Source organism: Streptomyces coeruleoprunus (genome assembly GCF_039542925.1).
Lineage (GTDB): Bacteria > Actinomycetota > Actinomycetes > Streptomycetales > Streptomycetaceae > Streptomyces > Streptomyces coeruleoprunus.
The window spans coordinates 4,302,314-4,326,901 of sequence record NZ_BAABIT010000001.1; the positions used below are offsets into that span (position 1 = coordinate 4,302,314).

Annotated in this window: 20 protein-coding genes and 1 pseudogene; 12 read left to right on the forward strand and 9 right to left on the reverse strand. The window is 67.7% G+C overall.

The genetic code is table 11. The features are described from left to right. Nucleotides 1-28 precede the first annotated feature (28 nt). Nucleotides 29-361, reverse strand: a complete 333-nt coding sequence (locus tag ABEB09_RS19260; RefSeq protein ID WP_345691162.1) for a VOC family protein — start codon at nt 359-361, stop codon at nt 29-31. 88 nt (nt 362-449) lie between these two features. After that, nucleotides 450-923: a luciferase domain-containing protein gene (locus ABEB09_RS19265; protein ID WP_345691163.1), complete on the reverse strand. Its 474-nt coding sequence runs from the start codon at nt 921-923 to the stop codon at nt 450-452. 112 nt (nt 924-1,035) lie between these two features. On the opposite strand from ABEB09_RS19265, the gene ABEB09_RS19270 reads away from it, so the two are divergent. Beyond that, nucleotides 1,036-1,449, forward strand: a complete 414-nt coding sequence (locus ABEB09_RS19270) for a winged helix-turn-helix transcriptional regulator (protein WP_380839825.1) — start codon at nt 1,036-1,038, stop codon at nt 1,447-1,449. Nucleotides 1,450-1,608: 159 nt separating this feature from the next. Here ABEB09_RS19270 and wrbA read toward each other — a convergent pair whose 3' ends face one another. Beyond that, nucleotides 1,609-2,232: an NAD(P)H:quinone oxidoreductase gene (wrbA, locus tag ABEB09_RS19275; RefSeq protein ID WP_345691164.1), complete on the reverse strand. Its 624-nt coding sequence runs from the start codon at nt 2,230-2,232 to the stop codon at nt 1,609-1,611. 209 nt (nt 2,233-2,441) lie between these two features. Here wrbA and ABEB09_RS19280 point away from each other — a divergent pair, with 209 nt between their 5' ends. Genes ABEB09_RS19280 through ABEB09_RS19290 form a run of 3 tightly spaced genes read left to right on the forward strand, consistent with a single transcriptional unit; the run spans nt 2,442 to nt 4,925 of the window. After that, a complete protein-coding gene (locus tag ABEB09_RS19280) occupies nt 2,442-3,671 on the forward strand; it encodes an FAD-dependent oxidoreductase (RefSeq protein ID WP_345691165.1) in 1,230 nt (409 codons plus the stop codon). Beyond that, a complete protein-coding gene (locus tag ABEB09_RS19285; protein ID WP_345691166.1) occupies nt 3,646-4,035 on the forward strand; it encodes a lipocalin-like domain-containing protein in 390 nt (129 codons plus the stop codon). The genes ABEB09_RS19280 and ABEB09_RS19285 overlap by 26 nt, the downstream gene beginning before the upstream one ends. Next, nucleotides 4,032-4,925 (forward strand): MBL fold metallo-hydrolase, encoded by an 894-nt coding sequence (locus ABEB09_RS19290; protein ID WP_345691167.1) that lies wholly within the window; start codon nt 4,032-4,034, stop codon nt 4,923-4,925. Before ABEB09_RS19285 ends, ABEB09_RS19290 begins: the two co-directional genes overlap by 4 nt. 172 nt (nt 4,926-5,097) lie before the next feature. Here the strand turns inward: ABEB09_RS19290 and ABEB09_RS19295 are convergent, their stop codons facing one another. Beyond that, entirely contained in the window at nt 5,098-5,325 is a 228-nt protein-coding gene (locus ABEB09_RS19295; protein WP_345691168.1) for a hypothetical protein, read from the reverse strand. Nucleotides 5,326-5,491: 166 nt separating this feature from the next. Between ABEB09_RS19295 and ABEB09_RS19300 the strand changes: the two genes are divergently transcribed. From ABEB09_RS19300 to ABEB09_RS19310, 3 genes are all read left to right on the forward strand, one after another. After that, on the forward strand, nt 5,492-6,331 hold the full coding sequence (locus tag ABEB09_RS19300) for a DUF5753 domain-containing protein (RefSeq protein WP_345691169.1): 840 nt from the start codon (nt 5,492-5,494) through the stop codon (nt 6,329-6,331). Beyond that, a complete protein-coding gene (locus ABEB09_RS19305) occupies nt 6,322-6,537 on the forward strand; it encodes a DUF397 domain-containing protein (protein ID WP_345691170.1) in 216 nt (71 codons plus the stop codon). Before ABEB09_RS19300 ends, ABEB09_RS19305 begins: the two co-directional genes overlap by 10 nt. 89 nt (nt 6,538-6,626) lie before the next feature. Continuing rightward, complete coding sequence (locus ABEB09_RS19310) at nt 6,627-7,226, forward strand: hypothetical protein (protein WP_345691171.1); 600 nt, start codon at nt 6,627-6,629, stop codon at nt 7,224-7,226. 55 nt (nt 7,227-7,281) lie between these two features. On the opposite strand, the gene ABEB09_RS19315 is transcribed toward ABEB09_RS19310, so the two are convergent. Beyond that, nucleotides 7,282-7,830, reverse strand: a complete 549-nt coding sequence (locus ABEB09_RS19315) for a DUF1062 domain-containing protein (protein WP_345691172.1) — start codon at nt 7,828-7,830, stop codon at nt 7,282-7,284. 352 nt (nt 7,831-8,182) lie between these two features. On the opposite strand from ABEB09_RS19315, the gene ABEB09_RS19320 reads away from it, so the two are divergent. Continuing rightward, the gene (locus ABEB09_RS19320) at nt 8,183-8,779 is read left to right on the forward strand and encodes a hypothetical protein (protein ID WP_345691173.1); all 597 of its coding nucleotides are present in this window, start codon (nt 8,183-8,185) and stop codon (nt 8,777-8,779) included. Nucleotides 8,780-8,900: 121 nt separating this feature from the next. Here ABEB09_RS19320 and ABEB09_RS19325 read toward each other — a convergent pair whose 3' ends face one another. From ABEB09_RS19325 to ABEB09_RS19340, 4 genes are all read right to left on the reverse strand, one after another. Continuing rightward, nucleotides 8,901-9,335, reverse strand: coding sequence for an NUDIX hydrolase (locus ABEB09_RS19325; RefSeq protein ID WP_345691174.1), 435 nt, complete (start codon nt 9,333-9,335; stop codon nt 8,901-8,903). Further along, entirely contained in the window at nt 9,335-9,772 is a 438-nt protein-coding gene (locus ABEB09_RS19330) for a hypothetical protein (protein WP_345691175.1), read from the reverse strand. The genes ABEB09_RS19325 and ABEB09_RS19330 overlap by 1 nt, the downstream gene beginning before the upstream one ends. Nucleotides 9,773-10,069: 297 nt before the next feature. Next, nucleotides 10,070-10,780 carry a DUF6193 family natural product biosynthesis protein gene (locus ABEB09_RS19335; protein WP_345691176.1) on the reverse strand — a complete coding sequence of 237 codons (711 nt, stop codon included), beginning with the start codon at nt 10,778-10,780 and terminating at the stop codon, nt 10,070-10,072. 4 nt (nt 10,781-10,784) lie between these two features. After that, a complete protein-coding gene (locus tag ABEB09_RS19340; protein ID WP_345691177.1) occupies nt 10,785-17,282 on the reverse strand; it encodes a polymorphic toxin-type HINT domain-containing protein in 6,498 nt (2,165 codons plus the stop codon). 622 nt (nt 17,283-17,904) lie between these two features. Here ABEB09_RS19340 and ABEB09_RS19345 point away from each other — a divergent pair. From ABEB09_RS19345 to ABEB09_RS19355, 4 genes and pseudogenes are all read left to right on the forward strand, one after another. Beyond that, nucleotides 17,905-22,290, forward strand: coding sequence for an FG-GAP-like repeat-containing protein (locus ABEB09_RS19345; RefSeq protein ID WP_345691178.1), 4,386 nt, complete (start codon nt 17,905-17,907; stop codon nt 22,288-22,290). Nucleotides 22,291-22,730: 440 nt separating this feature from the next. Next, a pseudogene (locus ABEB09_RS34990) lies at nt 22,731-23,632 on the forward strand (FAD-dependent monooxygenase); the annotation flags it as partial. A gap of 69 nt (nt 23,633-23,701) precedes the next feature. After that, complete coding sequence (locus ABEB09_RS34995) at nt 23,702-24,115, forward strand: aromatic-ring hydroxylase C-terminal domain-containing protein (RefSeq protein ID WP_425580068.1); 414 nt, start codon at nt 23,702-23,704, stop codon at nt 24,113-24,115. Nucleotides 24,116-24,191: 76 nt separating this feature from the next. Further along, nucleotides 24,192-24,584, forward strand: a complete 393-nt coding sequence (locus ABEB09_RS19355) for an SgcJ/EcaC family oxidoreductase (RefSeq protein ID WP_345691179.1) — start codon at nt 24,192-24,194, stop codon at nt 24,582-24,584. Nucleotides 24,585-24,588: the final 4 nt, after the last annotated feature.

A 24,588-nucleotide genomic window follows, 5' to 3' on the forward strand; every position in this document is an offset into this window, starting at 1 on the left:
CGGGCGTCGCCGCCGGCCCGCGCGAGGGTCAGCCGTTGCTGAACGCGACGGTGTTGCCGTCCGGGTCGGTCAGGTAGAAGTGCTTGCCGCCCGGGTGGTCCTCGATCTCGGTCGGCTTCGCGTCCAGCAGCGCCTCCCGCGCCGCCTCCAGGTCGGCGCCCGCGAAACCGGGCACGAACGGCCCGGCGGCGTCGTTCCAGAGCACCAGCTCGCCGCCGGCCCCCGTGTGGAACGCGGTGAACGTCTCGCCGGACGCCTTGGGCTCCAGGCCCAGCACGTCGCGGTAGAAGGCGGTCATGGCCGCGAGGTCGCGGGTCTTGATGGCAAGTACGGCGAACTTGCCGAAGGCAGGGTTGATCACGTACCGATTCCTTTCGGGAGAGGGGTCGCCGCGGGGCGGCGGGCGGTCCTGGCGGGGGATCGGGGATCCCGCGCCGGTGGTACGGACCTCAGGCCGCGTCCCCGCGCGCGTACGCGTGGCTCCGCAGCACGAGCCGCCACACCACGTCCAGTTCGTCGTCGTCGCGCGGGCTGTAGAGCATCACCGCCGTGCCCGGCAGGTAGCCGCGGCCCACCAGCGGGTGGTGCTCGGCCCAGCCCTTGGCGATGACCTCCGTGGCGAGCTGCGGCGGAAGCATCACGTGCAGGCTGCCGTCGCCGACGCCGTGCAGATGGGCGAACTCCGTACCCGCCAGATAGGCGTCGTCCGGCCCGGTCGCGAGCGCCGGGTCCAGGTGCAGCGCCTGGCTCTGCGGCAGCGACACATGACTGCGGCCCGGCCGCACACCGGCCAGCGCCGTCATGCGCCGCCACAACTCCTGGCGGAGTTCCGCGGGGCCGTTCTGGTCGAGCTGGGCATGGACCGGGGACCCGGTGGACGGCCGTTCACCCGCCCGTCGGGGCAGAGCCTTCTGCGTGGTCACGGGGCGCTCCTTTCGTCAGACCGCACCTGCGCCGTGACGGCGGCACACGAAGGACGCTACTACCCTTGGTATAGTGATTACCTAGAGGAAAGTGACTGGCCGGGGAGGAATCTTGAACGGAAATCAGCCACGCCCGGCGGACGGGAGTCAGGGCAGCCGTCCGGCCGGCCGCGAGCGCGGCCCCGAGAGCGGCCCGTGCCCCATCACCCCGGTCATCGACCTGGTCTTCGGCCGCTGGACGACACCGGTCCTGTGGGTCCTCAACCACCACGGCCGGATGCGCTTCACGCAGCTCCAGAAGCTGCTGCCCGACTGCACCCCGAAGGTCCTGACGCAGCGCCTGCGCCAGCTGGAGGCCGACGGCCTGGTGACGCGGACGTACCACGCGGAGGTGCCGCCGCGCGTGGAGTACGAGTCGACCCCGCTGGCGCACACGCTGATCCCGGTCTTCAACGCGCTCGCGGAGTGGTCGGAGGCGCATCTGGAGGAGGTCCTGGCGGCGCGGGAGGCGTACCAGGGGTCGTAGCGGCTTCGGAGGCACGCGGACGGGCCCGCCCGGCAGGGACGAAAGTCCTCGCGGGGCGGGCCCGTTGCGTACGCGGGTGTGCGGACGCGCGTACGCGGGTGTGCGGCTGTGCGGTGCGCACACGGATGTGGCGGCTGTGCGCACCCGGGCGTACGGGTGTCAGTCCAGCGAGGCGAGCCCGCGCTTGACGGCCGTGGCGATCTTCACGACCCGCTCGGCCTGGATGCGCGCGGCGCCGCGCGCGACCTCGTCCACGGCGATCTCGCCGTTGCCGTCCACGTGGGACGTGCCGTACGGGTTGCCGTCGGCCCACTTGCCGTGGTCGACGAAGCCGGGCGCGACGACGATTCCGCCGAAGTGGTGGAACGAGTTGTACAGCGCCAGCAGGGTGGACTCCTGGCCGCCGTGCTGCGTGGCGGACGACGTGAAGCCGCTGTAGACCTTGTCGGCCAGCTTGCCCTGGGCCCACAGCGGGCCCAGCGTGTCGATGAACTGCTTCAGCTGCGACGAGACGTTGCCGAACCGCGTCGGGCTGCCGAAGATCACCGCGTCCGCCCAGTCCACGTCGTCCCCGACGGCCTCCGGGATGTCACGGGTCGCCGTGTGGTTCGCGGCCCACGCGGGGTTGGAGTCGATGGCGGACTGCGGGGCGAGTTCGGCGACCCGGCGCAGCCGTACCTCCGCGCCCGCCTTCTCGGCGGCGGTGGTCAGCTCGCGCGCGATCTCGGTGCCGATGCCGGTCGACGAGTAGTAGATGACGGCGAGCTTGGTGGCGTTGCTCAAGGAACTTCTCCTGTCACTCGGTTCGGGCGGAACGCCGATGCCCCGAAGCTACTATGAAGAGGAAAGCAATTACCTAGAGGAAACCAACTATCCTTCGTGGCCCCATGGTTGCCCCATGGTTGCCCCATGGCTCCCCCCATCGCCGCTCGACCGGGGCTCGAGCGGCCACCGGCACGCTGACCGCCGCCAACCGAACGAGGGAGCGTGCGGTGAGGACCGAAGAAGTCGAGGCGTGTGTCGTCGGGGGCGGGCCCGGCGGCCTCATGACCGGCCTGCTGCTGGCCCGGCAGGGCGTACGCGTCACCGTGCTGGAGAAACACCCGGACTTCCTCCGTGACTTCCGGGGGGACACCGTCCACCCCTCCACCCTCCGCGTCATGGACGAACTCGGGCTGCTCGACGACTTCCTGAAGATCCCGCACGCCAAGGCGCCCGCCATGCCCATGGAGACGGCCATGGGCCGGGCGGTCTTCGCGGACTTCGCCCGGCTGCCGGGCAAGTTCCAGTACATGGCGTTCATGCCGCAGTGGGACGTCCTCGACTTCCTCGCCGGAGCGGCCCGCGCGTACCCCGGGTTCCGACTCGAACAGCGGGCGGAGGTCACCGAAGTGGTGGTCGAGGGCGGACGGGTCGCCGGGGTCGTCGCCAAGACGCCCGACGGCCCGCTCCACGTCCGCGCCCGCCTGGTCATCGGGGCGGACGGCCGCCGCTCGGCGGTCCGCGCGTCCGCACGACTGCGGGTCAAGGGAGACGCGGCGCCGATGGACGCCGTGTGGTTCCGGCTCAGCCGGAACGAGGGCGAGACGGTGCCCACCATCAAGGCGGGCGCAGGCTACCTCGTCGTCGCCATCAACCGGGGCACGTACTGGCAGGCCGTCCAGATGATCCCGAAGGGCGGGTACGACCGGGTCCGCGCGGCCGGACTCGACCGGTTCCGCGAGGGCGTCGCCCGGGCCCACCCCGGGTTCGCCGACCGCCTGGCGGCCGAGATCCGCGACTGGGACGACCTGAAGCTCCTCGACGTCCGCGTGGACCGGCTCCACCGCTGGTACCGGCCCGGCCTGCTGTGCATCGGGGACGCCGCCCACGCCATGTCCCCGGCCGGCGGCGTCGGCATCAACCTGGCCGTCCAGGACGCCGTGGCCGCCGCCCGCATGCTCGGCCCCGCCCTGCGCGAGGGCCGCACCCCCACCGAGGCGGAGCTGCGCGCGGTCCAGCGCCGCCGCGAACTGCCCATGCGGGTCATCCAGCTCATGCAGCTGCACCTGCTGGGCGACCTGTACCCGAGCGCGACCCGCAAGGGCACCGACCGCCCCCTGGCGGTCCGCCTCTGCCGCGCCTTCCCCTTCGTGCCCCGCGTCCTCGCCCGGCTGATCGCACTGGGCGTGCGCCCCGAGACGGTTGGAGCCCCGCATGCCCGGTCCACCACACACGCCTGACCTGCACGGCCGCTGGCGGCTTGTCTCCTACTACGACGAGGCCGAGGACGGCACGACCACGGAGGGCCCGCTGGGCCCGGAGCCGTACGGCCTGCTGTATTACGGCCCCGACTACGTGTCGGTGAACATGGCCCGAGGAGAGCCGGCGCCGAACCTGGTCAACCACCTGGGCTACGCGGGCAGCTGGTACGTCGCGGGCCCCCACACCCTGACCCACGCCATAGAGGTGTGCTCCAACCCGGCCTGGGCGGGCACGGAACAGAGCCGCACCTTCCGCCTGGAGGGCGACGTGCTGACGCTGCGCGGCTCGGCGGTCGTCGACGGCCGCACGCAGCAGCGCGTCCTGACCTGGAAGAGAGCATGAAGCCGTTTCTGCAGGAAATAGCCGACGGGGTCCACGCGTACGTCCAGCCGGACGGCGGCTGGTGCCTGAACAACGCGGGCCTGCTCACGTCGGACGGCGAGGCGGCGCTGGTGGACACGGCGGCCACGGAGTCGCGTGCCCGAGCGCTGCGCGAGGCGGCACTCCGGGTGGGACCGCCCCCGCGGGTGATCGTCAACACCCACTCCCACGGCGACCACACCTTCGGCAACTGCGTCTTCCCGGAGGCGGTGGTGGTCGGCCACGCGGGCACCCGCACGGAGATGGAGCAGGTGGGCCTGCACCTGACGACGCTGTGGCCGGAGGTGTGCTGGGGCCACATCGAGGTGGCGCCGCCGACGCTGACGTACGAGACGGAAGTGATGCTCCACGTGGGCACGGTCCGTGCGGAGGTCCGCAACATGGGGACGGCGCACACGGTGAACGACTCGGTGGTGTGGCTGCCGGGGGAGCGGGTCCTGTTCACCGGTGACCTGGTGATGTCAGGCGTAACCCCCTTCTTCCCCATGGGCTCGCTCTCCGGTTCCCTGACCGCGATCCGGTCCCTGAGGGACCTGGCCCCCCGCACCGTCGTCACCGGCCACGGCCCGGTGGCGGGCCCGGAGGTCCTGGACGAGGCGGAGGCGTACCTCCTGTGGGTCGACGACGTGGCCCGCGCGGGCCACGCGGACGGCCTGACCCCCCTGGAGCTGGCCACGAAGACGGACGTCACCCCGTGGCGGCACCTCCTGGACCCGGAACGCCTCGTGCCGAACCTGCACCGCGCCTACGCGGAACTGGACGGGGCGGCCCCGGGCTCCCCGATCGACATGACGGCGCTGTTCCACGAGATGGTCACGTACCGGGGGAGTGCCCCGGTGTGCCGGGCGTAGGGCCGCACGGGACTGCCCGTCTGGACGAGGGGACGCTCCTCGACGACGTCACGGGCGTACGGGCTCCGGTGAGGGAACACCGGTCGGCGGGGTTCGTCGGGCGCGTCCACCACGGACCCGTCCCCGCCGCCCGGCCCACCGCCGCGGCGACGCAGCAGGGCCCGGAGCCACTTCACCGCGCGGCACCCCGCGCGATGACGTCCGCGAGCTGATGCGCCACGGGCGCGGCGCACACGCCCAGCTCCACGAGCCCGTACCCCTGGTGCTCGGCCCGCCCGGTGACGCGAATGTCCAACGAGGGCAACTGGATCCCGGCCTGCCGCAGGGCACCGGCGAGGGCGTCACGGGCGTCCATGACCTCCTTGAACCGGGCGGCGAGTTCCTGTCGTTGCGTGACCATGGCCAACTCCGTTCGGTGTGCGCGTGCATGCGCTGTAATGCCGGGACTACGCTGCGTAGACCGGGTGGAATGAGCATGCACCCGCAGCAAGGGCGCGAGCCCCCGTCACCGGCCGCCGTTCCACGCCGCGCGGGGCGCGTTCCACACGTTCCACGGAGGGGAGCGCATGGTGTCGAAACGTGTGGTCACGGACCGAAGCCAAGAACCACGACGTCGCTTCAGGGAAGAGCTCAGGCGACTGCGCACCGAGCGCGGCGACAGCCTCCGCAAGCTCGGGGACGCACTGGGTTGGGACTGGTCGCTGTTCGGCAAGATGGAGAACGGCCAGACGCTGGGCAGCGCGGATGTCGTCCAGGCGCTCGACCATTACTACGGAACGCCGGGGTTCCTGCTGGCACTGTGGGAGCTGGCCCTCGGAGACACCTCGCAGTTCAAGGAGCAGTTCCGGAACTTCATGGCTCTGGAGCGCCAGGCGACGAGCATTCATCTGTACGCGCCGAGCATCCTCCCGGGACTGCTCCAGACCAGGGAGTACGCCCGCACGCTCTTCGAGCTGAGCGGCACGTTCGATGTGGAAGAGGAGATCGACGAGCAGGTCGATGCGCGGCTGAGCCGCCGAGATGTGCTCGTGGGCGAGGAGGCACCGGACTTCAGGGCGATCCTGGACGAGGCGGTGCTACGACGTCCGTTGCTGGACGCTGGGACATGGCGCCAGCAGCTGGAGCACATCGCCGAAGCGGCGTCGCAGCGGAACGTGGTGGTGCAGGTCCTGCCCTTCTCCGCAGGCTTGCGGGAGCTGCACAGCACGGAGACGTGGTTCCTGCGCCTTCCGGAAGGACGCACGGTGGCCTGGGTGGAGACGGCCTACACCGGTGAGCTGGTCCAGGAATCCACTGGAGTCGAGCTGCTGCACCGTGGTTACGATCGGCTGCGTGACCACGCCTTGTCCCCGCGTGCGTCGATGGAGTTCGTACAGCGAATGCTGGAGGAAGCCCCATGCCCATAGGTCGAGCCGATGTGAGCCCTCCGCACTGGCGCAAGTCCAGCTACAGCAACGGCTCCGGGGGCGCCTGCATCGAGGTGGCCGACAACCTCCCCCACACCATCCCCGTCCGCGACAGCAAGAACCCCACCCGCACCCCCCTCCTCTTCACCCCCGACGCCTGGGCGTCCTTCGTCACGGCCGTGGCGATCGGCCGGCTCGCCGACTGAGGGCGCCGACACGATTCACCGGCGGATCCATCCGGACCGACCGACGTGGCCACCCGAGCGATCAACGCTCATGCCTAGGATCGTCGCCCATGGGGGCGGACATCGATGGTGCGATCGAGACGCGTGCACCCGGCGGTGGCTGGGAGACCGAGATCGATCTGCTGGACTTCGGGCTCGTGCGGCAGCGTTACGCCTGGGAGTGCCTCTTCGGCTTCGGCGGGGGCCTCGGGGTGCAACGGGCACTGTTCGACCAGCGGGGCCTTCCGGACGACGTATCGGAACCAGCTTCCAGTACGTGCGAGGAATGGAGCCACGGCCACTCGTACGCCACGTGGGCCGAGGTCGCGGCGGTCGACTGGGACGGGCCGCTGTCCGACGGTCCCGATTACTCCCGCGTCGGCGTATGGCGGCCGGGGCAGGACGGCGAACTCGCCCTGGACGACGTGGTCAGGGCACCGGTCGAGGTCCTCGACGCGGCCGAGGAGGCCTTTGGTGAGGATCTGATGCCGTCGGAATGGCCGCAGGGCGGCGAGGTTCACCTGGACGGCGCCGTGTACCGCCCGGTGGTCCTCACACCCCGTATGTTCGCCCCGCCGGAAGGCAGCTGGGGCCCGGTGTGGGCGGCGATGCGCGAACTGGCGGCCGTCCACGGCGACGAGAACGTCCGCCTGGTGGTCTGGTTCGGCTGAGCGGGGACCTGCCGGGCGGATCTCGCCGGACAGGCCCCCAGCTCCCGAGGAGGGCTCAGCGCTTGAGCGTGAAGGTGAAGTCGCCGGAGAGCTTGCCGCTCAGCCGGACGGCCGAGACGAGCTTCCCTTCCCTGATCAGTCGCTCGACCTCGGCCCGGGAGAGACCGCAGCCGTCAGCGATCAGTCGCACCGGCCGGACAGGGATGCGCGCCGCGAAGCGGACCGAGACGTCGATCACCTCGCGGTCCAGGTGATCCGATCCGCCGGTGTCGAGGCGCCAGGCGCCGTCCCAGTCGAGGGCGACGCGATTACGGCGCTGCACGACCGGGTCCTGGAGCAACTCAGCGGCCAGACCAGGATCGTTGTCATGCATCTGGTCCAGCAGCGCAGGCCGTACGGAGCGGACGTTCATCCGCTCCAGGACAGTGAGCTTTGCCGTGTCCCCGCAAGCGGTACAGAGCACGAGGAGCCAGGCGTCGAGGAGCTTGTGGTTGGCGTTGACGCGAAATTTTCCGTTGGCGCGGAAGCGGTCGGACGCGCACGCGTGGCAACGGCGGAGAACGGTGGGCAGGCAGGTGGGCGTGACCACCCAGCTATTGAGCACAGAAGTACACCGGTTTCAGTGAGAAATCCGCAGCAAAAAGGAGCGCGGCGCACTTGCGCGACGCGCGACAGATCAGCTCTCGGGGTGTCTCACAGGGTGTACAACGGCACGTCCTTGCCTGGACGACATGGCTCGGCAGCACGGTAATGGCGCACAGCGGCGCTGCTCCACTGGTTTTGGCGGCGATGGCCACCGTCCGCAGAGCTCGGGTCGCTCATCCGCCGGTCGCACCGCTCCGTCGGCCGTCAGGCCTAGCGGGGTCGGTCCTCAGGGCGATCCTCGGGGCCTCCCTCACTGGGATCTTCATGGGTGAACGGGCCGAACAGCAGCTCACCGAACCCGAGGACCGCAGATGCAGTCGCTCCGGCAAGCCGAAGAGCCCCCCACTGCCCGCCGCGGACGATTCCGCGCCGCATGGCGGGCGGCCCACGAGCCGGTTGCCGGAGTGTCGCGGCGCATACAACTCGTGGCCTACGCCGTTCCGTTGACCGTCCTGCCGTCCGGTATCTGGCGGCTCCCGGCCGCGTTCGACGAGGGTCCCGGACTCGGTGAGCGGGCGTACATCGTCTTCCTGTCGGTCCTGTCCGAAGTCCTTGCGTTCACGGCGATCGGCCTGATCGCCCACTGGGGCGAGGTGTTCCCGCGCTGGATCCCGTTCCTGCGCGGCCGCCGGGTCCCGAGGACGGCGGCGGTACTACCGGCCGCCGTCGGGGCCACGGTCCTCACGCTTGTGTTCACCCTTCTGACCATCGTCACCGAGATCAGGGGCACCACTATCCGAGGTGGCGAGCTGCCGGCCGACTTCCCTTCCCAAGCGGGCGGCTGGGAAGCGGCCTGGTTCTCTGTCTGCTACGCGCCGCTGACCCTGTGGGGACCGCTGCTGGCGGTGCTGACCGTCGCGTACTGGAAGCGCCGCGCCACGGCCCCGGAGCCACCTGCGGCGCCATGAGAGCGCCCGTCGCGGACCAGGAATTGCCGGGCGACCCAGGGAACCAAGCCGGGCCGGCCCGCACAGAGAGGGCCCCGGCCGCACCTGCGTGGTGCGGCCGGGGCCCGGGCGGTGGAACTGGTCAGGCGGGCCGGCTGCGGTGACAGGTGGCGAGGACTGCTTGGATGGCACTCGATACCTGGGCCTGCTGGTCCTTGTCGGCCCAGATACGGGCGTCGTGTTCCGTGAGCTTCACCGTTCCCTCGTTCTCGGTCACCGTGGCCGTGAAGTTGAACTGGCGTGTGGATCGCCCGGAACCGGAGTGGTAGTCGAAGTGGCCGAGGTAGTCGCCGATGGACGCGACAGTCAGCCCGGTCTCTTCGGCGACCTCGCGCCGCAGGGCGTCGAGGTACGGCTGTTGCGCGCCCGGACTGGCGGGGCCGACGGCAAGCGGGGCGCAGACCGGAGCGGGCGGCGGCCGCAGGGCTGGAGCGCGCGGCCCGCTACAGGGGGTCGCCTTGATCGAGTAAAGAAGCTCTGAACAGCCCACACCCGGCCGAGCTGTGAGACTTCCCATCAAGGCCGCTGCTGCCGTCGCTGCTTCGACTCGGCGAGTGCGGCCTCAAGCTTCTCGCGCGGCGACACGTCCGGATCGGTGTCGTCGTCATGGAGGGTCGGCAGCAACAGACCGCGTCGGCTCTTCTCGCGTTTGACCTTCCGGCGCTCGTTGAAGACTCGCTGGTGCTCCTCGCGGATCGTGGCACATCGCCGGTCCAGCTCAGCTTCCCGTTCCAGCAACTCGTCATCAGCGAGGTCGGCGAACTCGGCGGCAGGCGCGTGGGCCGTCTTCGCCGCCCGCAACGTTCGCACCGGCACCCACGGTACCGCCGCTTCGAACCCCTCACCGCCAACGAATCCCGCCAGTTCCTCACCGCCGCGAACGGTCATCGGCTGCATCCCGCGGTCAGCCATGACCTTACGCAGGTGCCAGTGGTATTCGAGCTTGGTGGCCATCGCCGGATCCTTCCTGTCAGGCTCCGGCGAATGCGCCTCCGCCTCCAACGCGAAGCCATAACGGCACTCGGAAACGCTCTCAACCTCCCCCGACCCCATGGCCACGCCCGTACACGGCAACGGCGGCGAACACCCCCGGTGTTCGCCGCCGTTGCCGTCAACCACTGCCGTCAAGCCCCTCAGAAGCCTCGACACGGCGCACCTGGCTGGGCTTCTGACTTGCTGGAGCGTGGAGCAAACGACACCCGTGGGCGGGTGCTCACGCCTCGAAATGTCGCTTCAACGAAGGAAGTCGGCTCATTCCAAATCCGGGTCTCGATCAAGAAATTCAGCGGCGGCCACGACCGCCCCCATCAAGCTGCCAGCGTCGAGAGACGAGCCAGATACTGCAGTATCTTCGACGCGATAGCGACCGGCATCCAGAGGCGTGATGTGAATCTCGCGCGATCCCTGCACTCCAAGATTCGTACTGAGCCGCAAAGTCCCATGACTCAAATTCGGGAACAGTCGACGCAAGCGATGCTCGGCGTGAGCAGCCTCCACGAGAGGTCGCTCCTCCTCAAATATCTCCGAATTCAGGAGCCAGTCCCACTGGGCCGGGACCGGATCACCCGCCTCCCGCGCCTTAGCGAGTCGCGTTAGCGTCATGAAAGGAAAGTTCTCTGCGAACTCGCCCACCAACATCCCCTCACGCCACGCCACCGACGCAGCAACTAGAGCAGCGAGATCGTCGGTGGCACCTTCCGCCCAGACAAACCGGCCCTCTTGGACACCAACGAAGAATGTCCTTGTGGACTCGTCGAGCCACACCAAGACCTTTCCGCGACTTGAGTCCACCTGCGCGGTGGAGATCACGCCCGACCCAACCTCGGACTGGCTGCGCACTCCAGCCAAATCGAGGCCAGCCCTATTTGCCGCTTCAGCCATGGCCGAAGATAGCGACCCAGCATCCCGAATCTCCGGGTAGAGGCCGAAGTTGATCGTTCCCATCAGTGCAACACCGTCCACAAACTCAATCTATGTAGGGGCGAATTCTACCGAACGAACCCCAGTTAGGCTCCGGCACTGAAAATTGAACGAGAGAACCATCCTTGCCCGGCCGGTAGAACTTGATACTGTCCCACGAACGCCCACCATGAACCACAGATCTTGCAATCATGCCCATCTCGATGTCTGTGGCATATGGGTGCCCCGGGGTAAGCCCGTCCCTCGCAGCGTCAGTGAAAGACCCAACTCCCTTCATATTTACGTGAAGGGTATTGCTGGTGTCCCTGATCGCCGCCTCTACCGGACCTTGCCAGCCTTCCAATTTCCCGAAGTGTTTGTAGCCCAGCTTTTCGGCCCACTCGTAGGTGCCTTCAGCCTTCTGACCCAGCGCAACATTGCAGTTGTGAACGAGCACCGGAGTCTGCCCAGCCAGCACATAGTACGTGTGCAGGTCGTCGACCGTGAGGTTATAGGTCCTGGCGCGCTTGCTGAACGCGTTGTTCGACTTGACCTTGACGGTGGTCCCGGCATCCGTGCGCAGCGTCATGCCGGGCTTGAGGGCACGTGCCTCGACCCAGGTGTTCTCGGACGGCGACCAGAACGGGTGTTCATGCGTCGCGGTGAGCTTCTCGGAGCCGTTACTGGTTGTGATGGTCAGCTCGTTGAAGTGCTTGTCGTCGTCAGTGACGATGAGCTGTGTTACTTCACGGGCACCGGTCTCGCCTGTCAGGGGGTTGGTGGCGAGTACCTCGTCGCCCACTGCGACGTTCTCGATGTCCTTCGTTGATCCGTCGGCCATCTGGACTGCAGTGCCGGCGAGGAAACACTTAGTGCACGGCGGGGATTTGCCTCCGAGTCGGAACCACCCGATGCGGCCCGCCGGTCCTTGCTCGGCGAATCCTGCACTAATGGCCAGGCCCATGGTCCAGGCGGCCCCACCCGGGCAATTTCGACCCGCTTCGATGCAGGCGTCGAACTTCGCGCTATTTACGCTCTGCGCCGAGTATGAGTCGAAGACATCGTGGTAACAATCCCCACGCCCGGTGTAGCAGAGTTTGTCGATCTTTTTGTTGAAGGCCTCGATGTAGACGGGTGCCTTGTTCCAGTTTGCCGGGACATCCACGCCGGGATGGATGCTGATGTTGCCGTCATAGTCGAGGTCTGTCTGGACTGAGTTCTCGTACTGCCACTGATTGGGGCCCGCGTCGAATCCCTCGTTGTCATCGACCCAGCGGCTACAACCGTCCGGCTTCTTGCACTTCTGGTAGCCGCCGTCGTGGTCCAGGTACAGCCCGGTGGGGTCGCTGAAGGTGACGGGGTTGTTGTTGGAGTAGGTGTATCCATGGAGCTGCTGCGCGTCCGAGAGGTCCATGATCGGGTCGACGCTGATGAAGCGGCCGATCGATGGGTCGTACTCGCGCGCCCCTATGTGGGTGAGACCGGAGTCGGCGTCCTTGGTCCCTCCGACGAAGGTCTTGTCGCCCGCCCAGTCAGTGGGCTGTGTGCCGCGCGGTCCGCCGAAGATGGTGGACTTGCGGCGCGTGACTGCCTGCGTGGCGTCTGCCGTGATCTGGTGGGTGACGGTGTTGTGGTGGTCGGACAGCAGGAAGGTGAGCTTGCTCCCCTGACGCATGGCGACCCCGTAGTAGCGGGTGCCGGTGATGAGCCCGACCTTGTCCATGTGCAGCTCGTTGCCGCCGGGCAGGTAGAGCGTGGTGCCGGTGGAGTCGCGTCCGATGAGGCGCTGGCCGTCCGCGTCGTAGAGGTAGCTGCTGGTCTTCGTCCCTTCCGTGGCGCTCTTGAGGTGGCCCTCGTCGTCCCAGGTCAGCGTCTGGGCCGCGGTGCCGATGGTTCGGGTGGCGGTGTTGCCCGCCGAGTCGTAGGTGTAGGTCTCCTCGTGCGGATCAGTGCCGGTCTGTGTGACCGATGGCAGCTTGTGTGTGCCGGCGGGTGGGGTGCCGTAGGTGCGGATGGTGTCGATGGTCGGGCCCGACGCGGTCTTGTGCTGCGTCTCGGCCCTTCGGTTGCCGACCGCGTCGTAGGTGTACGACGTCCAGTACGCGTCCGGTCCGCCGACGACCGCCTCGGAGGGCGCGGAGGCGCACAGCTCGCCGGTATTGGTCCATGCTTCGGTGACACGGCGCAGGGCGTCGTAGGTGAAGCACTGGGTGTCGGTGGTGCGCGCCGGCTCCTGGCCGTATGCGGTGGCAATGGCCGTGATGTTGCCCGCGGGGTCGTGCGTGTAGCGGGTGTCCTCGATCCGCTGTGGGGCGACTTCTCGGTCGGTGTACGCGTGTTTCAGGGCACCCGTGTGCTCGTCGTATTCGGACGTGGTCCACAGGTGCTGGGCGAACTCGCCGTACTCGGTGCGGATGCTGCGGCCGTAGTGGTCGTAGGTCGTCGCCGAGATGAGGGGGTCACTGCCGGCGTAGACGATGTCGACGAGCCCCCCGGTGTTGTAGGCGGTCGTGACGGATTCGAGAGGAAGACCACCGACCTCAGGGTGCTCGGTCTCGATGGGCTTCCCGGTGTTGCGGTCGTAGAAGGTGTACCAGTCGTACGTTCCGGCAAGCGGGCCTTCACTCGCCGGGATGGTGACCCTGGTGCCCGCGGGGAGGGAGAGGGCGTTGTAGGAGGTGACCTCGGTGACGTAGTCCCCACCGGCCGTATGCCTGATGGAGGCTGTCGGCAGTCCCTTGGCGACGGAGTCGTACGTCCATGACGCCAGCGGCGTCGTGCCCTTCTTCAGCGCTGTCTTGCGTCCGAGGGCGTCGTAGTCGGTGTGCAGAGTGATGTTGCGGCCGACATCGGTGACGTCGGTCGCGCGGTCGCCCTGGTCGTAGACCGTCCTCGTGGTGCCCTTGTCGGGGTCGTCGACCTGGATCTGGCGGCCGCGGATGTCGTACGTGTACGTCCACTTCGCCCCGGACGGGTCAGTGACCGTCCACAGGAGGCCGCGCTTGTCGTACTCGTACGTCGTGGAGTGCAAAGCCGTCCGAGCAGCGTTCGTGTACTGCTTCAGCTCGGTCGTGCGACCCAGTGCGTCGACGACCGTGGTGGTCGCCACTCCTCCCTGCGGCGGGACGACCGTGATGGTGTCGCCGGTGTACGAGGTGGTGGTGCGCTTCGTCTCGTCTCCGAACTTCTTGGCGATGACGGCCGTCGGCCGGCCTGCGCCATCGAAGACGGTGTCGGCCGAGGACGGGTAGTTCGTGCCCTGACCGGTGACGAGGACCGGCTCGGCCGCGCCGGTCGCGAAGTACACGCCTGAGGCACGCCAGGCTTCACCTCGCGAGTTGTAGAACGTCTCCGACACGAGCCGGCCCGCCTTGTCCGGGGACGTCTCCTGTGTCTGGCGGGACCGGAGCAGGCCGTCGTAGAAGGCGTAGGAGGTCTGGTAGTCGGAGTTGTGGTCCAGCGTCTTCGACGTGACCACGATGGGGCCGTTGTTGCGCACCAGGTAGTCGAACGACTGGTTCGGTGCGTTGGGGTACGTCGTGGCCGACCGTGTCGGCAGCCAGACCTTCGTCACCCGGCCCAGCGGGTCGTACGCCGTAGACGTCACCCTGCCGTTGGCGTCAGTGACCTTGGTCGCCTGACCACGCCAGGGGTCCAGCACGGTGGTGAGGACATGGCCCAGCGGGTTCGTGACCACGGAGGACGTCGGAACCTCACCAGCCGCCGGAGTGTACGCGGTGGTGGTCACCTTGCCGTACGCGTCCGACGCGGCGAGCGGGCGGCCGTACTGGTCGTAGCAGAGCTGGTCCCTGCTCAGGCCGCACGTGCTGGGGACCGAACTCACGATGCCGTAACCGGATCCGTTGCCGTTGATCCGCTCGGTCTTTGTCACGAGGCCCCTGGTCGGGGCCGCGCCGAAGGCCAGGGCGTCGTAATAGGTCCGTACGTCCTCGATGACGTCGGTCGGTCGGCTCACCGTGGCGCCGCACACGGCTGCGACCGTTTCGACGCGGCTCACGTTGGCGAGCATCCACGCCGCCAAGTTGCGGGCGTACGTCGTGGTGGTGCACTTCTCGTCACCGGTCTTGGCGGTGTCGCCGTGCTGGGTGACTTCGGTGACCATCCCGTACTGGTCGAACTCCCGGAAGAGATCAGTGACCCGGGTGCCGCCCGTGACGGCTGTGCGGGTGCGCTCAGCCTGCGTTCCGGTGAGGTACGCCTCCAAGGCGGGCAGGCCCGTGCGGGCACGGGTCGCAGTCGCCGCAGAGCGCCAGGGCACGTAGGAGGTGGCGGAGACCAGTTGGCTCGTGTCGTCGCCGTTGTACACGGCCTTCTCACGTACCTGGCCGGCGAACTGCTCGTAGTCTGTGGCCGTCGCGCCGACGGAGTCCGCCACCGCGGCACCGTCCATGCCCCGGAAGTACCGGGTCTCCATCAGCGTCCGCGGATCAAGCGCTGAGCCCTTGCGGGTCTGTACGCGGTAGTAACCGCGCGACATCGAGTAGGTGCGGTCCTCCGCCTTGGTGAACTCGTCCGTGGACTTGGCCCACTCGGCACCGCCGAGGTAGGCGTACTCGGTGACGACGTCAGGCGACTCAACAAGGTTGTCACCCTCTGTCACGCGGCTGACGACGTACGAGTTGAACCAGTCCTGCTGTGCAGTCTGGCCCTCGTAGGCCCACTTCACCGGGTAGCAGCGGGTGGTGTTGGAGTCATCCGTCGGCGGCAGGGAGGTGGCGGTACAGTCCGGGGAGAGGTAGTCGACCCCGATCGTCCCGCCGGTTTCCGTGGTGATCTGAGAGATCCGCAGGCGCACGAACGGCGCCAGGCCGTCTCCGAGCTTGTCGACTCGGTTCGGCTTCTGCACACCCGCGAAGGTCACCGCAGGCAGGGGCGCTGTGCCGCCGGCCAGACCGGTACGGGTGATCGACTCCAGCCACATCGGGGTGGAGATACCGTCGCCGGAGGCCGGAAAGCCCTGCTTCAAGGTCCAGGAATCGACGTCCTTGTAGACGCCACCCGTGAGTACTTTCGTCGTGATGCTGGTGAGCCGCTTGCGGGACCAAAAGGTGGGAGAGTACTTGTCCGTGCACTCCACGCCGTCCTTGCAGTACTGGTCGAACGGAACGTCCGGCCAGTTCTTCGCATTCGTCTCGTCGAACGTCGTGCAGCCCGACAGGCACCGCTCGGCCACGCCGAAGTGGACCTGTCCCATCGCCTTGCCCGAGTAGACGGCGTTGGACCGCAGACCGTAGTCGATCCGCTCCAGGTATCCGCCGCGAACGTACGGTGTGGCGGTCGAGGCACCGGTCGACTGGGAGACATTGCGACCGTAGTTGTTGGCCTCGGTCTTCCAGTAGTACGCCATGGCGTTGCCGAGCGGATCGACGATGTAGTCGAGCTGCCAACGCCATGCCTGCTGGCACCACGCCGCCGCGAAGGACGCGTTGTAGCACGGCTCGCCGGAGTGGTTGCCGTAAACAGGCGCGGTCCATGTCGAGTTGGTGACGGGATCGTCGGCCGCTGTGCCGTTGTCGCTCCAGCCCGGCAGCTTGTTCAGGCCGAAGAAGTATTGCGTGCCGTCGGTCGCGGTGATCTTCCAGTGTTCACCCACACCGTCCTTGTCCGCCGTGCCCTTGTCCGGGTTCGACGCACCGGTGAGCTTCTCGACCTTCTCACCCGAGTCGGAGGCGGGGTGCCAGCCCTTCGTGGCGTCGTAGACGAGTTCCGTCGTCTTGCCGCCCAGTGACAGGACCGCGTTGTCGTTGAACCAGCACATGTCACCGACGTCGGTGGTGTTGGTGGCGCCGTTCTTGTCGTCGTTGCACGGCTTGTAACGCCGCTCGATGTAACCCGGCTCCCAGTCCCAGCCGTCGCCGATCCAGCTCGGCTGGTTGTTGGACGCCGCGGTGCGGCCGTCCACGGCCTGGGAGCTGTAATCGAGGCTGATGGAGGGCTCAAGCCCGCCAGGGACCTTCGGCACACCGATCGGATACGACCAGGAGAACGTCCCCGTCGATCCACCGGCACTCCACGAGCCCGACGGCTGGAGAGAGGTCGCCTTGTAGTCGCCTGCGGGGCTTTCGGAACCGGCCGTTGCAGCGATGACCGTCGTTGCGGTCGCAGTGGAAGCGGACCTGCTGACCGAGGAGCGTGTCCCCAGCGGGACGTCGGCGGACAGGGCCCCTGACTTGGTGTCGTTGACCGACTTCAGCGGCTTGCCGACCCGGCACGCCGCCTTCTGCGGTGTGGTCAGCGCACATGCCGGCAGCTGCACCAACCGCAGCCGCGCCGCCCAGTCACCGCCGTACGCGTCGCGGTACGACGTGTAGTCGACACGCACACGCGCCTTGAGGGCAGACCGGCCGGAGTCCGTTCTGCCCACCGTCAGCAACAGACCGTCGACGCCCGCCTTGCGGGCGGTATCACGGCCGACGACAGAGACGCTGACCTTCGGCGACTCCACTGCGGCGGCGCCGGTGGCGAGTCGCTTCACTCCCCCATGCACTGCCGCTACCGACACGGGAAGTGTCCCAGCCCGCTTGGCCAGCGGCCCGAGTGCCACCTCCGCAGCCCCTGCTTTCGGCCAAGAGACCTTCGCGGGACGCCAGGGATGCGACCTGGCCGCGTCACCCCGCTTCGTTCCCCCCACAGCCGCTGTTTTCACCGGAACAGCTCCTGGCTGTTTCAGCTTCGGCAGAGTCCATACAGAGGGCTCCGCCACGGCAACCGGCGCGGCTGGCAACAGCCCGACGGTAACCGCTGCGGCAACTGTGGCTGTCCAGCCACGTATACCGAAACGTCTCACACACCCACCCCTTCGGCAATAAGAAAATCGGCCGCAGGCTAACGGCGAGATGCCGAAAATGGCAATTGACGACGAGATCTGAAATGGATTAAGCCAAGATCACGTGGAATGTCCGGTTCCCCCGTGGTGGCTCTGACCAGCGGTGAAGCGGCCCCCGGTCGCCTGGAGAGACCTGTGCGGGGTTTACGCAGAGTAGTTGGCGGCCGGGTACATCCTTTCGGTGCTCTCGCGAGTCTCCGAGTCGGCAGGAAAGCCAGGTAAACAGTTAGGAAGCATGGTGTTCAGATCGACACCAAATGGCCCATTCTCGGGTCGCGGTGGAAGAGTGGCGATGTGTGTCGCCCTGGCGTGCGGAATAGCCTCATCCGTACTCTCGGGAGTGCGCGACGCGCCCAGTCAAGCGAATTTCACCCCCGCAGCGTCCACGTCGACGGACCCGGTCGCGACGGGCGCGATGAGCGAAGAGGACAAGGCCCTCCAGGACGCTGCGGCCACCGGCCGGCCAGTGGAACTGGTGTCGGCGCGGACCGAATCCAGCGACACGTGGGCGATGCCCGATGGATCCTTCTCCGTCAAGCGCCATGGGACAGCAGTCCGTCTCTGGCGCGACGGCGCATGGGTTGCCGCGGACCCGACGCTGGTCTTCGCGGCGGACGGGTCTGTCGTGCCGAAGGCGTCCGCGGTGTCCACGAAGTTTTCGGGCGGCGGGACCGGCCCCATGCTGTCCGGCATCAAGGACGGCCGCACGCTGACGCTGAACTGGCCGAAGGCCTTGCCGACGCCGACACTCGCGGGCAACGTAGCCACCTACGCCGAGGTCCTGCCCGGCGTGGACCTCCAGCTCAAGGCGGAGGTGGAAGGCTTCTCGCAGCTGCTGGTCGTCAAGACGGCCGAGGCTGCCAAGAACCCCGAGCTCAATCAGCTGCAGTTCGACATGGACACCGTTGGCCTGAACGTGTCCAAGGATGCGGACACCGGCACGCTCGTAGCCACCGACCCGGCCGGGCAAACGGTGTTCACCAGCCCCGCGCCACTGATGTGGGACTCCAGCACCATCAGCTCGGCCAGCGCGGCGACCACGGCACGGACGCTTAGTGCCACGTCGACGACCGAGAGTAGCCCCGGTGACGTCTTCGAGCCTGGCCCAGGTGCCATGGACGCCCAGATGCAGGCCACGGTCAGCGGAGACATCCTCACTATCACCCCTGATCAGAGCCTGCTCAACGGCGCGGACACCACCTATCCCGTCTACATCGACCCGAGCTGGGCATGGGGTGAGTGGCAGCACTGGGCCCGCGTCTACAAGGCGTACCCGAACACGTCCTTCTGGGACGCAAAGGAGATTGTGCGGGTCGGGTACGAAGCCGAGACTGGCGGCAGCGACCGCATCTCGCGCTCCTTCTTCCAGATGGACACCCGCGATGTGCGCGGCGCGCAGGTAAAGAGTGCCACCTTCCGCATTCGCAACACGTGGTCGTGGTCCTGCCAAGCCCGGCCGGTGGAGCTGTGGGAGGTGACCGACATCTCCAAGAAGACGACGTGGAACAACCAGCCGAGCCGGGTGGGCCTAGCGCCTCTGTCGACGGTGAACGAGTCCAAGGGCTGGAGCAGCCAGGACTGTGCCGCCGGCAACCTCGAGTTCGACGCCACAGCCGCCGTCCGCAAGGCCGCCGCGAACAACGAGCCGGGCATCACCCTTGGGCTGTACGCGAGTAACGAGGGCGACACCTACGGCTGGAAGAAGTTCGACCCGAAAACCGCCACCCTGGAGATCTCCTACAACCACCCGCCCGAGACCCCTACAGGGCTGGGCACCAACCCACGTACCAGTTGCTCTGTCGGCGGCACCATCGGCAACACGTCGGTGAGTATCCACGCCAAGATCGACGACCCGGACGGTGGCAACCTGACCGCCCACTTCCAGGCGTTCAAGGCGGGCACCACCACGCCAGCAGTGGACACCACCGTTCCTGCACTCAAGGGGCGAATCGCCACGGTTGTCCTGCCTTCGGCCAGTACTCCGTCGGGCGACTACACCTGGCGGGTTCGTGCCAAGGACGCCGATGGCGTGTACTCGGCGTGGAGCAGCACCTGCAAGTTCAGGCTCGACCGCGCCAGGCCCAGCCTGCCGCCCGTCATCTCGTCAGTGACCTTCCCTAGCGGCGACAAGGGATGGCCGAACCCCACTGGAGCGGCCCGCTCGGAAGGCGAGTTCACCTTCACACCCAATGGCGTGAACGATGTCGTCTCCTACCACTGGTGGACCGACACCGACCCGGAGGGCGGCGACGCCACTGCGGAGTATCCCAAGGCGTTCGTGACGCCCCCGTCCTACGGACCACACCTGCTCCACGCATACAGCGTCGACCGGGCAGGCAACCGCTCCGACACCGCCACGTACTTGTACTACGCCACCCGCGCGCAGCTGCGCGACAAGCCCGGCGACCTCAACGGTGATGGCTACAAAGACATCTGGAGCACGGACACCAACGGCACACTTCTGACGTACGCAGGACGCGGGAACCGTGAGTTCTCCTCCGCCGCCAACGGCGGCGGCTCATTCCCCGGCCAGCAGGTGACCTTCAGCGGCGACTGGCACCAGGACGGCTACAACGACCTGATTTCCCTGGAGTACAACGCCAACGAGCAGAAGAATCAACTACGCGTCTACAGGAACAACGGCAGAGGCCTCATAGACCAGGAGAATCCTCTGCTGCTCCGCGTAAGTTGCCCAGTTCCCGAGCTGGAGAGCGACTGCATGGGTGAGCCTGGCTGGACCGGTGACGACCACTGGTACAACGCCGAGCAGGTCGCCACAGGTGGCGACATCAACAGGGACCGCCAACCCGAGGTCCTGGTCAAGCAGGGCAAACACCTGTGGGTCTACTACGGTGCGCGATCCGGGTGGCTCGACCAGAAGCGCCCCCCGATTCTTGTGGGTGAAACCGACTGGGACCAGTTCACCCTGATCCTCCCTGGTGACCTCAACGGCGACGAGCTCCAGGATCTCCTTCTCCGCCACAACGCCTCCGGCGACCTCTACCGTGCATACGGCAGGCCCGACCCCAACGGCGGGCTTGACACGGCGACGTGGGGACGTGCCTCGGACCGCGTGAAGATCGCCACGGGCACCATGCCGCAGAGCCTCTTTCCCCTCGTCGGATCCTCCGGAGACCTCGACGGTGACGGCAACGGCGACGGCGTCAAGGATGGCGACGGCATCCCCGATCTTTGGGCCCGCAAGAGCGACAACACCCTCATCGGCTGGCCGGGCCGCAAGACGGGGGTCGACTTCACCGGCATCGGCGCCTACTTCCCTGTCGATGGGATCAATGGGGGTCGACACATCCCGGCCGGCGCGACCCTCACCGCGGGACAGTCGCTGAGTTCGGCATCAGCCACGCTCACCATGCAGACCGACGGTAATCTCGTCGTTAGATCGAACGCCGGCAAGGTGCTGTGGTCCACCCTCACCGGAGGCAACACAGGCGCCACGGCACGTGTCCTCAGCAACGGCAATCTCGCGGTCTACTCTGCGGACGGCAGCAAGCAGCTGTGGAGTTCCGGTGTCCTCGTCGATGCTGATGAGGTCGCGCCGAACGTCAAACCAGGTCTGCCCGGTATCGGGTACGTCGTCTTGCAGGATCGCGGCAACCTCGTCGTCCACAACGGCAAGGGGCAGGCGGTCTGGGCCAGCGGCACGGTCACCCGCCACGACCACAACCGTGACGGACGCAGCGACATCGGTCTTTGGTACGACTTCTCGGCCGGGACCGACGCGACATACACACTGACGACGAATTCCGACGGCTCGTTCAACGCACCGATGAAGTCCTTTGCCGCTCTCGCCGGCGCGTGGGAGGCGAAGTCGATGAAGTTCGTCACGGGCGACTTCAATGGTGACGGTCACGGTGACATGGCCGCTCTCTACGGCTACAGCGACACCAGCATCAAGCTGTGGACGGCGCTCGGACAGCCAGATGGCGGGTTCGGCATACCGTTCTCGTCCTGGAGCGTTCCCAAGAACACCATGCACACCAGCTACATGACACCTCACGCCGGCGACTTCAACGGTGACGGACGCGACGACATCGCCGTCTGGTATGCCTACCCTGACGGCACCAGCAAGCTGCTCACCTTCACCGCCGGTGTCAAGGGCGGCTTCAACGAACCCTTCGACTCGTGGTCGGCACCCAGCGGCACCTGGCTGCGGTCCCGCAGCAAATTCGTCACCGGAGACTTCAACGGTGACGGACGCGACGATCTGAGCGTGTTCTACGGCCAGGGCGACGACAGTGTCCGAACCTATGTGTTCCTCTCCGACGTCTCCGGCGGGTTCGCCAACCCCACCTCTTGGTGGTACAGCGACGCCATCGACTGGGATCTCACAAGCCCGCTCGCGGGCGACGTCAATGGCGACCGGTACGACGACGCCATGATTTGGTACGACTACGGCGACGGAAGCGACAAAGTCTCCACCATGCTGCTGCGCTCCCAAACGAGCTCCTTCGGCTCGGCGTTCGTGAGCCTGGCTGCCAATTCCGGCGTCATCGACATCAAGCGCACCCAGCTCGTCGTCGGCGACTACAACGGCGACGGACGCGACGACCTCGGCGCCATGCACCACCAGTCCGATGACTCAGTGCTGATGCGCACGTGGACTGCACGCCCCGACGGCATGTTCGACGGTGCCCTCGAAAGTTGGTCGGCTCCAGCCACCAGCTGGGTCTACGCCTCCACGCGGATCTTCAAAGCCCACAACTGAGCCATCCTCATCGGGCCCCGCCGCTCGTGCGGTGGGGCCCGGCCTTCTCCTGCCCGCCATAGCGGGGACGCCTTCCTCGCGGAGTCCGAAGGCCCGTGGGGTCGGAGCGTCACCGACAACGCCCGGCTGGTGGGGTTGCTCGGGTGGGCACGGAGCTGGTGGGGCCTGCTGCGGCGGCTCGGGACACATGCGAGCCAGTCGCGGCGGCAAAAAGCAAAGGCAAGGAGGTAACCCACTCCTTGCCACTCTCAACATATAGCGCACCAGGGGCCTTGCGGCAAGGCCCCGTTTCTGTTGCAGAATCTCCGGCCGAAGCCCAGAACCGGTGGAAAGCGCGGATTCGCGGAATGCGCGCGGTCGTCGCCGGATTGCGGCCTCGTTCGGATGGGGGGATTTGGATGATTGACGTGATCGTCGCCGGTGGTGGGCCCACCGGTCTGATGCTGGCCGGTGAGCTGCGGCTGCACGGTGTGCGCGTGGTCGTGCTGGAGAAGGAAGCGGAGCCGGCCGGGCTGTCCCGTGCGCTCGGGCTGCATGTGCGCAGCGTCGAGGTGATGGACCAGCGCGGGCTGCTGGAGCAGTTCCTCGCGCTCGGGCAGCAGTACCGGGTCGGAGGGTTCTTCGGCGGCCTCGGCACGTCGTGGCCCGACGGGCTGGACACCGCGCATTCGTACGTCCTCGGCATCCCGCAGAGCGTCACCGAGCGTCTGCTGACCGAGCACGCCACCGGGCTCGGCGCCGAGATCCGGCGCGGGTGCGAGCTGGTGGGGCTGAGCCAGGACGAGGACGGGGTGACCGCCGAACTGGCCGACGGGACGCGGCTGCGCTCCCGCTACCTCGTCGGCTGCGACGGCGGGCGCAGCGCGGTGCGCAAGCTGCTCGGTGTGGCCTTCCCCGGTGAGCCCAGCAGGGTCGAGACGCTGCTGGGCGAGGTGGAGGTCGGCGTACCGCAGGAGACGCTGGTCGCTGTCATGGCCGAGGTCCGCAAGACCGAGTTCCGGTTCGGCGCGATGCCTCTCGGGGACGGGACGTACCGCGTCACCGTGCCCGCCGAGGGGGTAGCCGAGGACCGCACCGTCCCGCCGACCCTCGACGAGTTCAAGGAGCAGCTGCGGGCGTTCGCCGGCACCGACTTCGGCGTGCACTCGCCGCGCCGGCTCTCCCGTTTCGGCGACGCGACGCGGCTGGCCGAGCGCTACCGGACCGGCCGGGTGCTGTTGGCGGGCGACGCGGCGCACATCCACCCGCCGACCGGGGGCAGGGGCTCAACCTCGGTATCCAGGACGCCTTCAACCTCGGCTGGAAACTGGCCGCCGAGGTGGGCGGCTGGGCACCGGAGGGGCTGCTGGACACGTACCACGCGGAACGGCACCCGGTGGCCGCCGCCGTGCTGGACAACACCCGCGCGCAGATGCAGCTGCTGTCTCCGGAGCCGGGTGCCCGGTCGGTGCGCCGGCTGCTGGCCGAGTTGATCGAGTTCGAGAACGTGAACCGGTACCTCATCGAGAAGATCACCGCGATCGGGGTCCGCTACGACTTCGGTGAGGGCCATGAGCTGCTCGGCCGGCGGCTGCGGGACGTGACGCTGAAGCAGGGGCGTCTCTACGAGCTGATGCGCGGCGGCCGCGGTCTGCTGCTCGACCAGACCGGCCGGCTGTCGGTGGCGGGCTGGGCGGACCGGGTCGACCACGTCGTCGACGTCAGCGAGGAACTGGACGCGCCCGCGGTCCTGCTGCGGCCGGACGGCCATGTGGCGTGGGTCGGCGAGGACCAGCACGACCTGCTCGACCGGCTGGCCAGGTGGTTCGGCCCGGCCGCCGGCTGAGCGCACGGGCGGCACGGGCGGGCGCCGGACCACGGGCCTTGACCTCAAGTTCACTTGAGGTACCAGAGTGATCGGCATGAACACCGAAACCGCAGACATCAAGGCCGTCGAGCAGGTCGTGGCCACCGTCGAGCGCACCCAGCGCGCCAAGGACGCGGAGGGCTTCCTCGCCCTCTTCCACCCCGACGCCCTGTGGACGACCGGCCACGGCAAGGTCCTCATCGGCTTCGACGCGATCGCCGAGTTCACCCGCGCCGTGCTGCCCACCGCGAGCTGGGACGGCGAGGTCACCTACGAGGTCGTGCACACACAGTTCCTGCGGCCCGACGTGGCGGCCGTCAAGGTCCGTCAGCTCTACCGCTCGGCGGAGGGCGACACGGAGGGCGCTCCGCTCTACGTCATGACCAAGCGGGACGACGGGAGGTGGCTGCTGCACGCGTGCCAGAACACCGAAGTGCGGGTGGGCTGAGGGC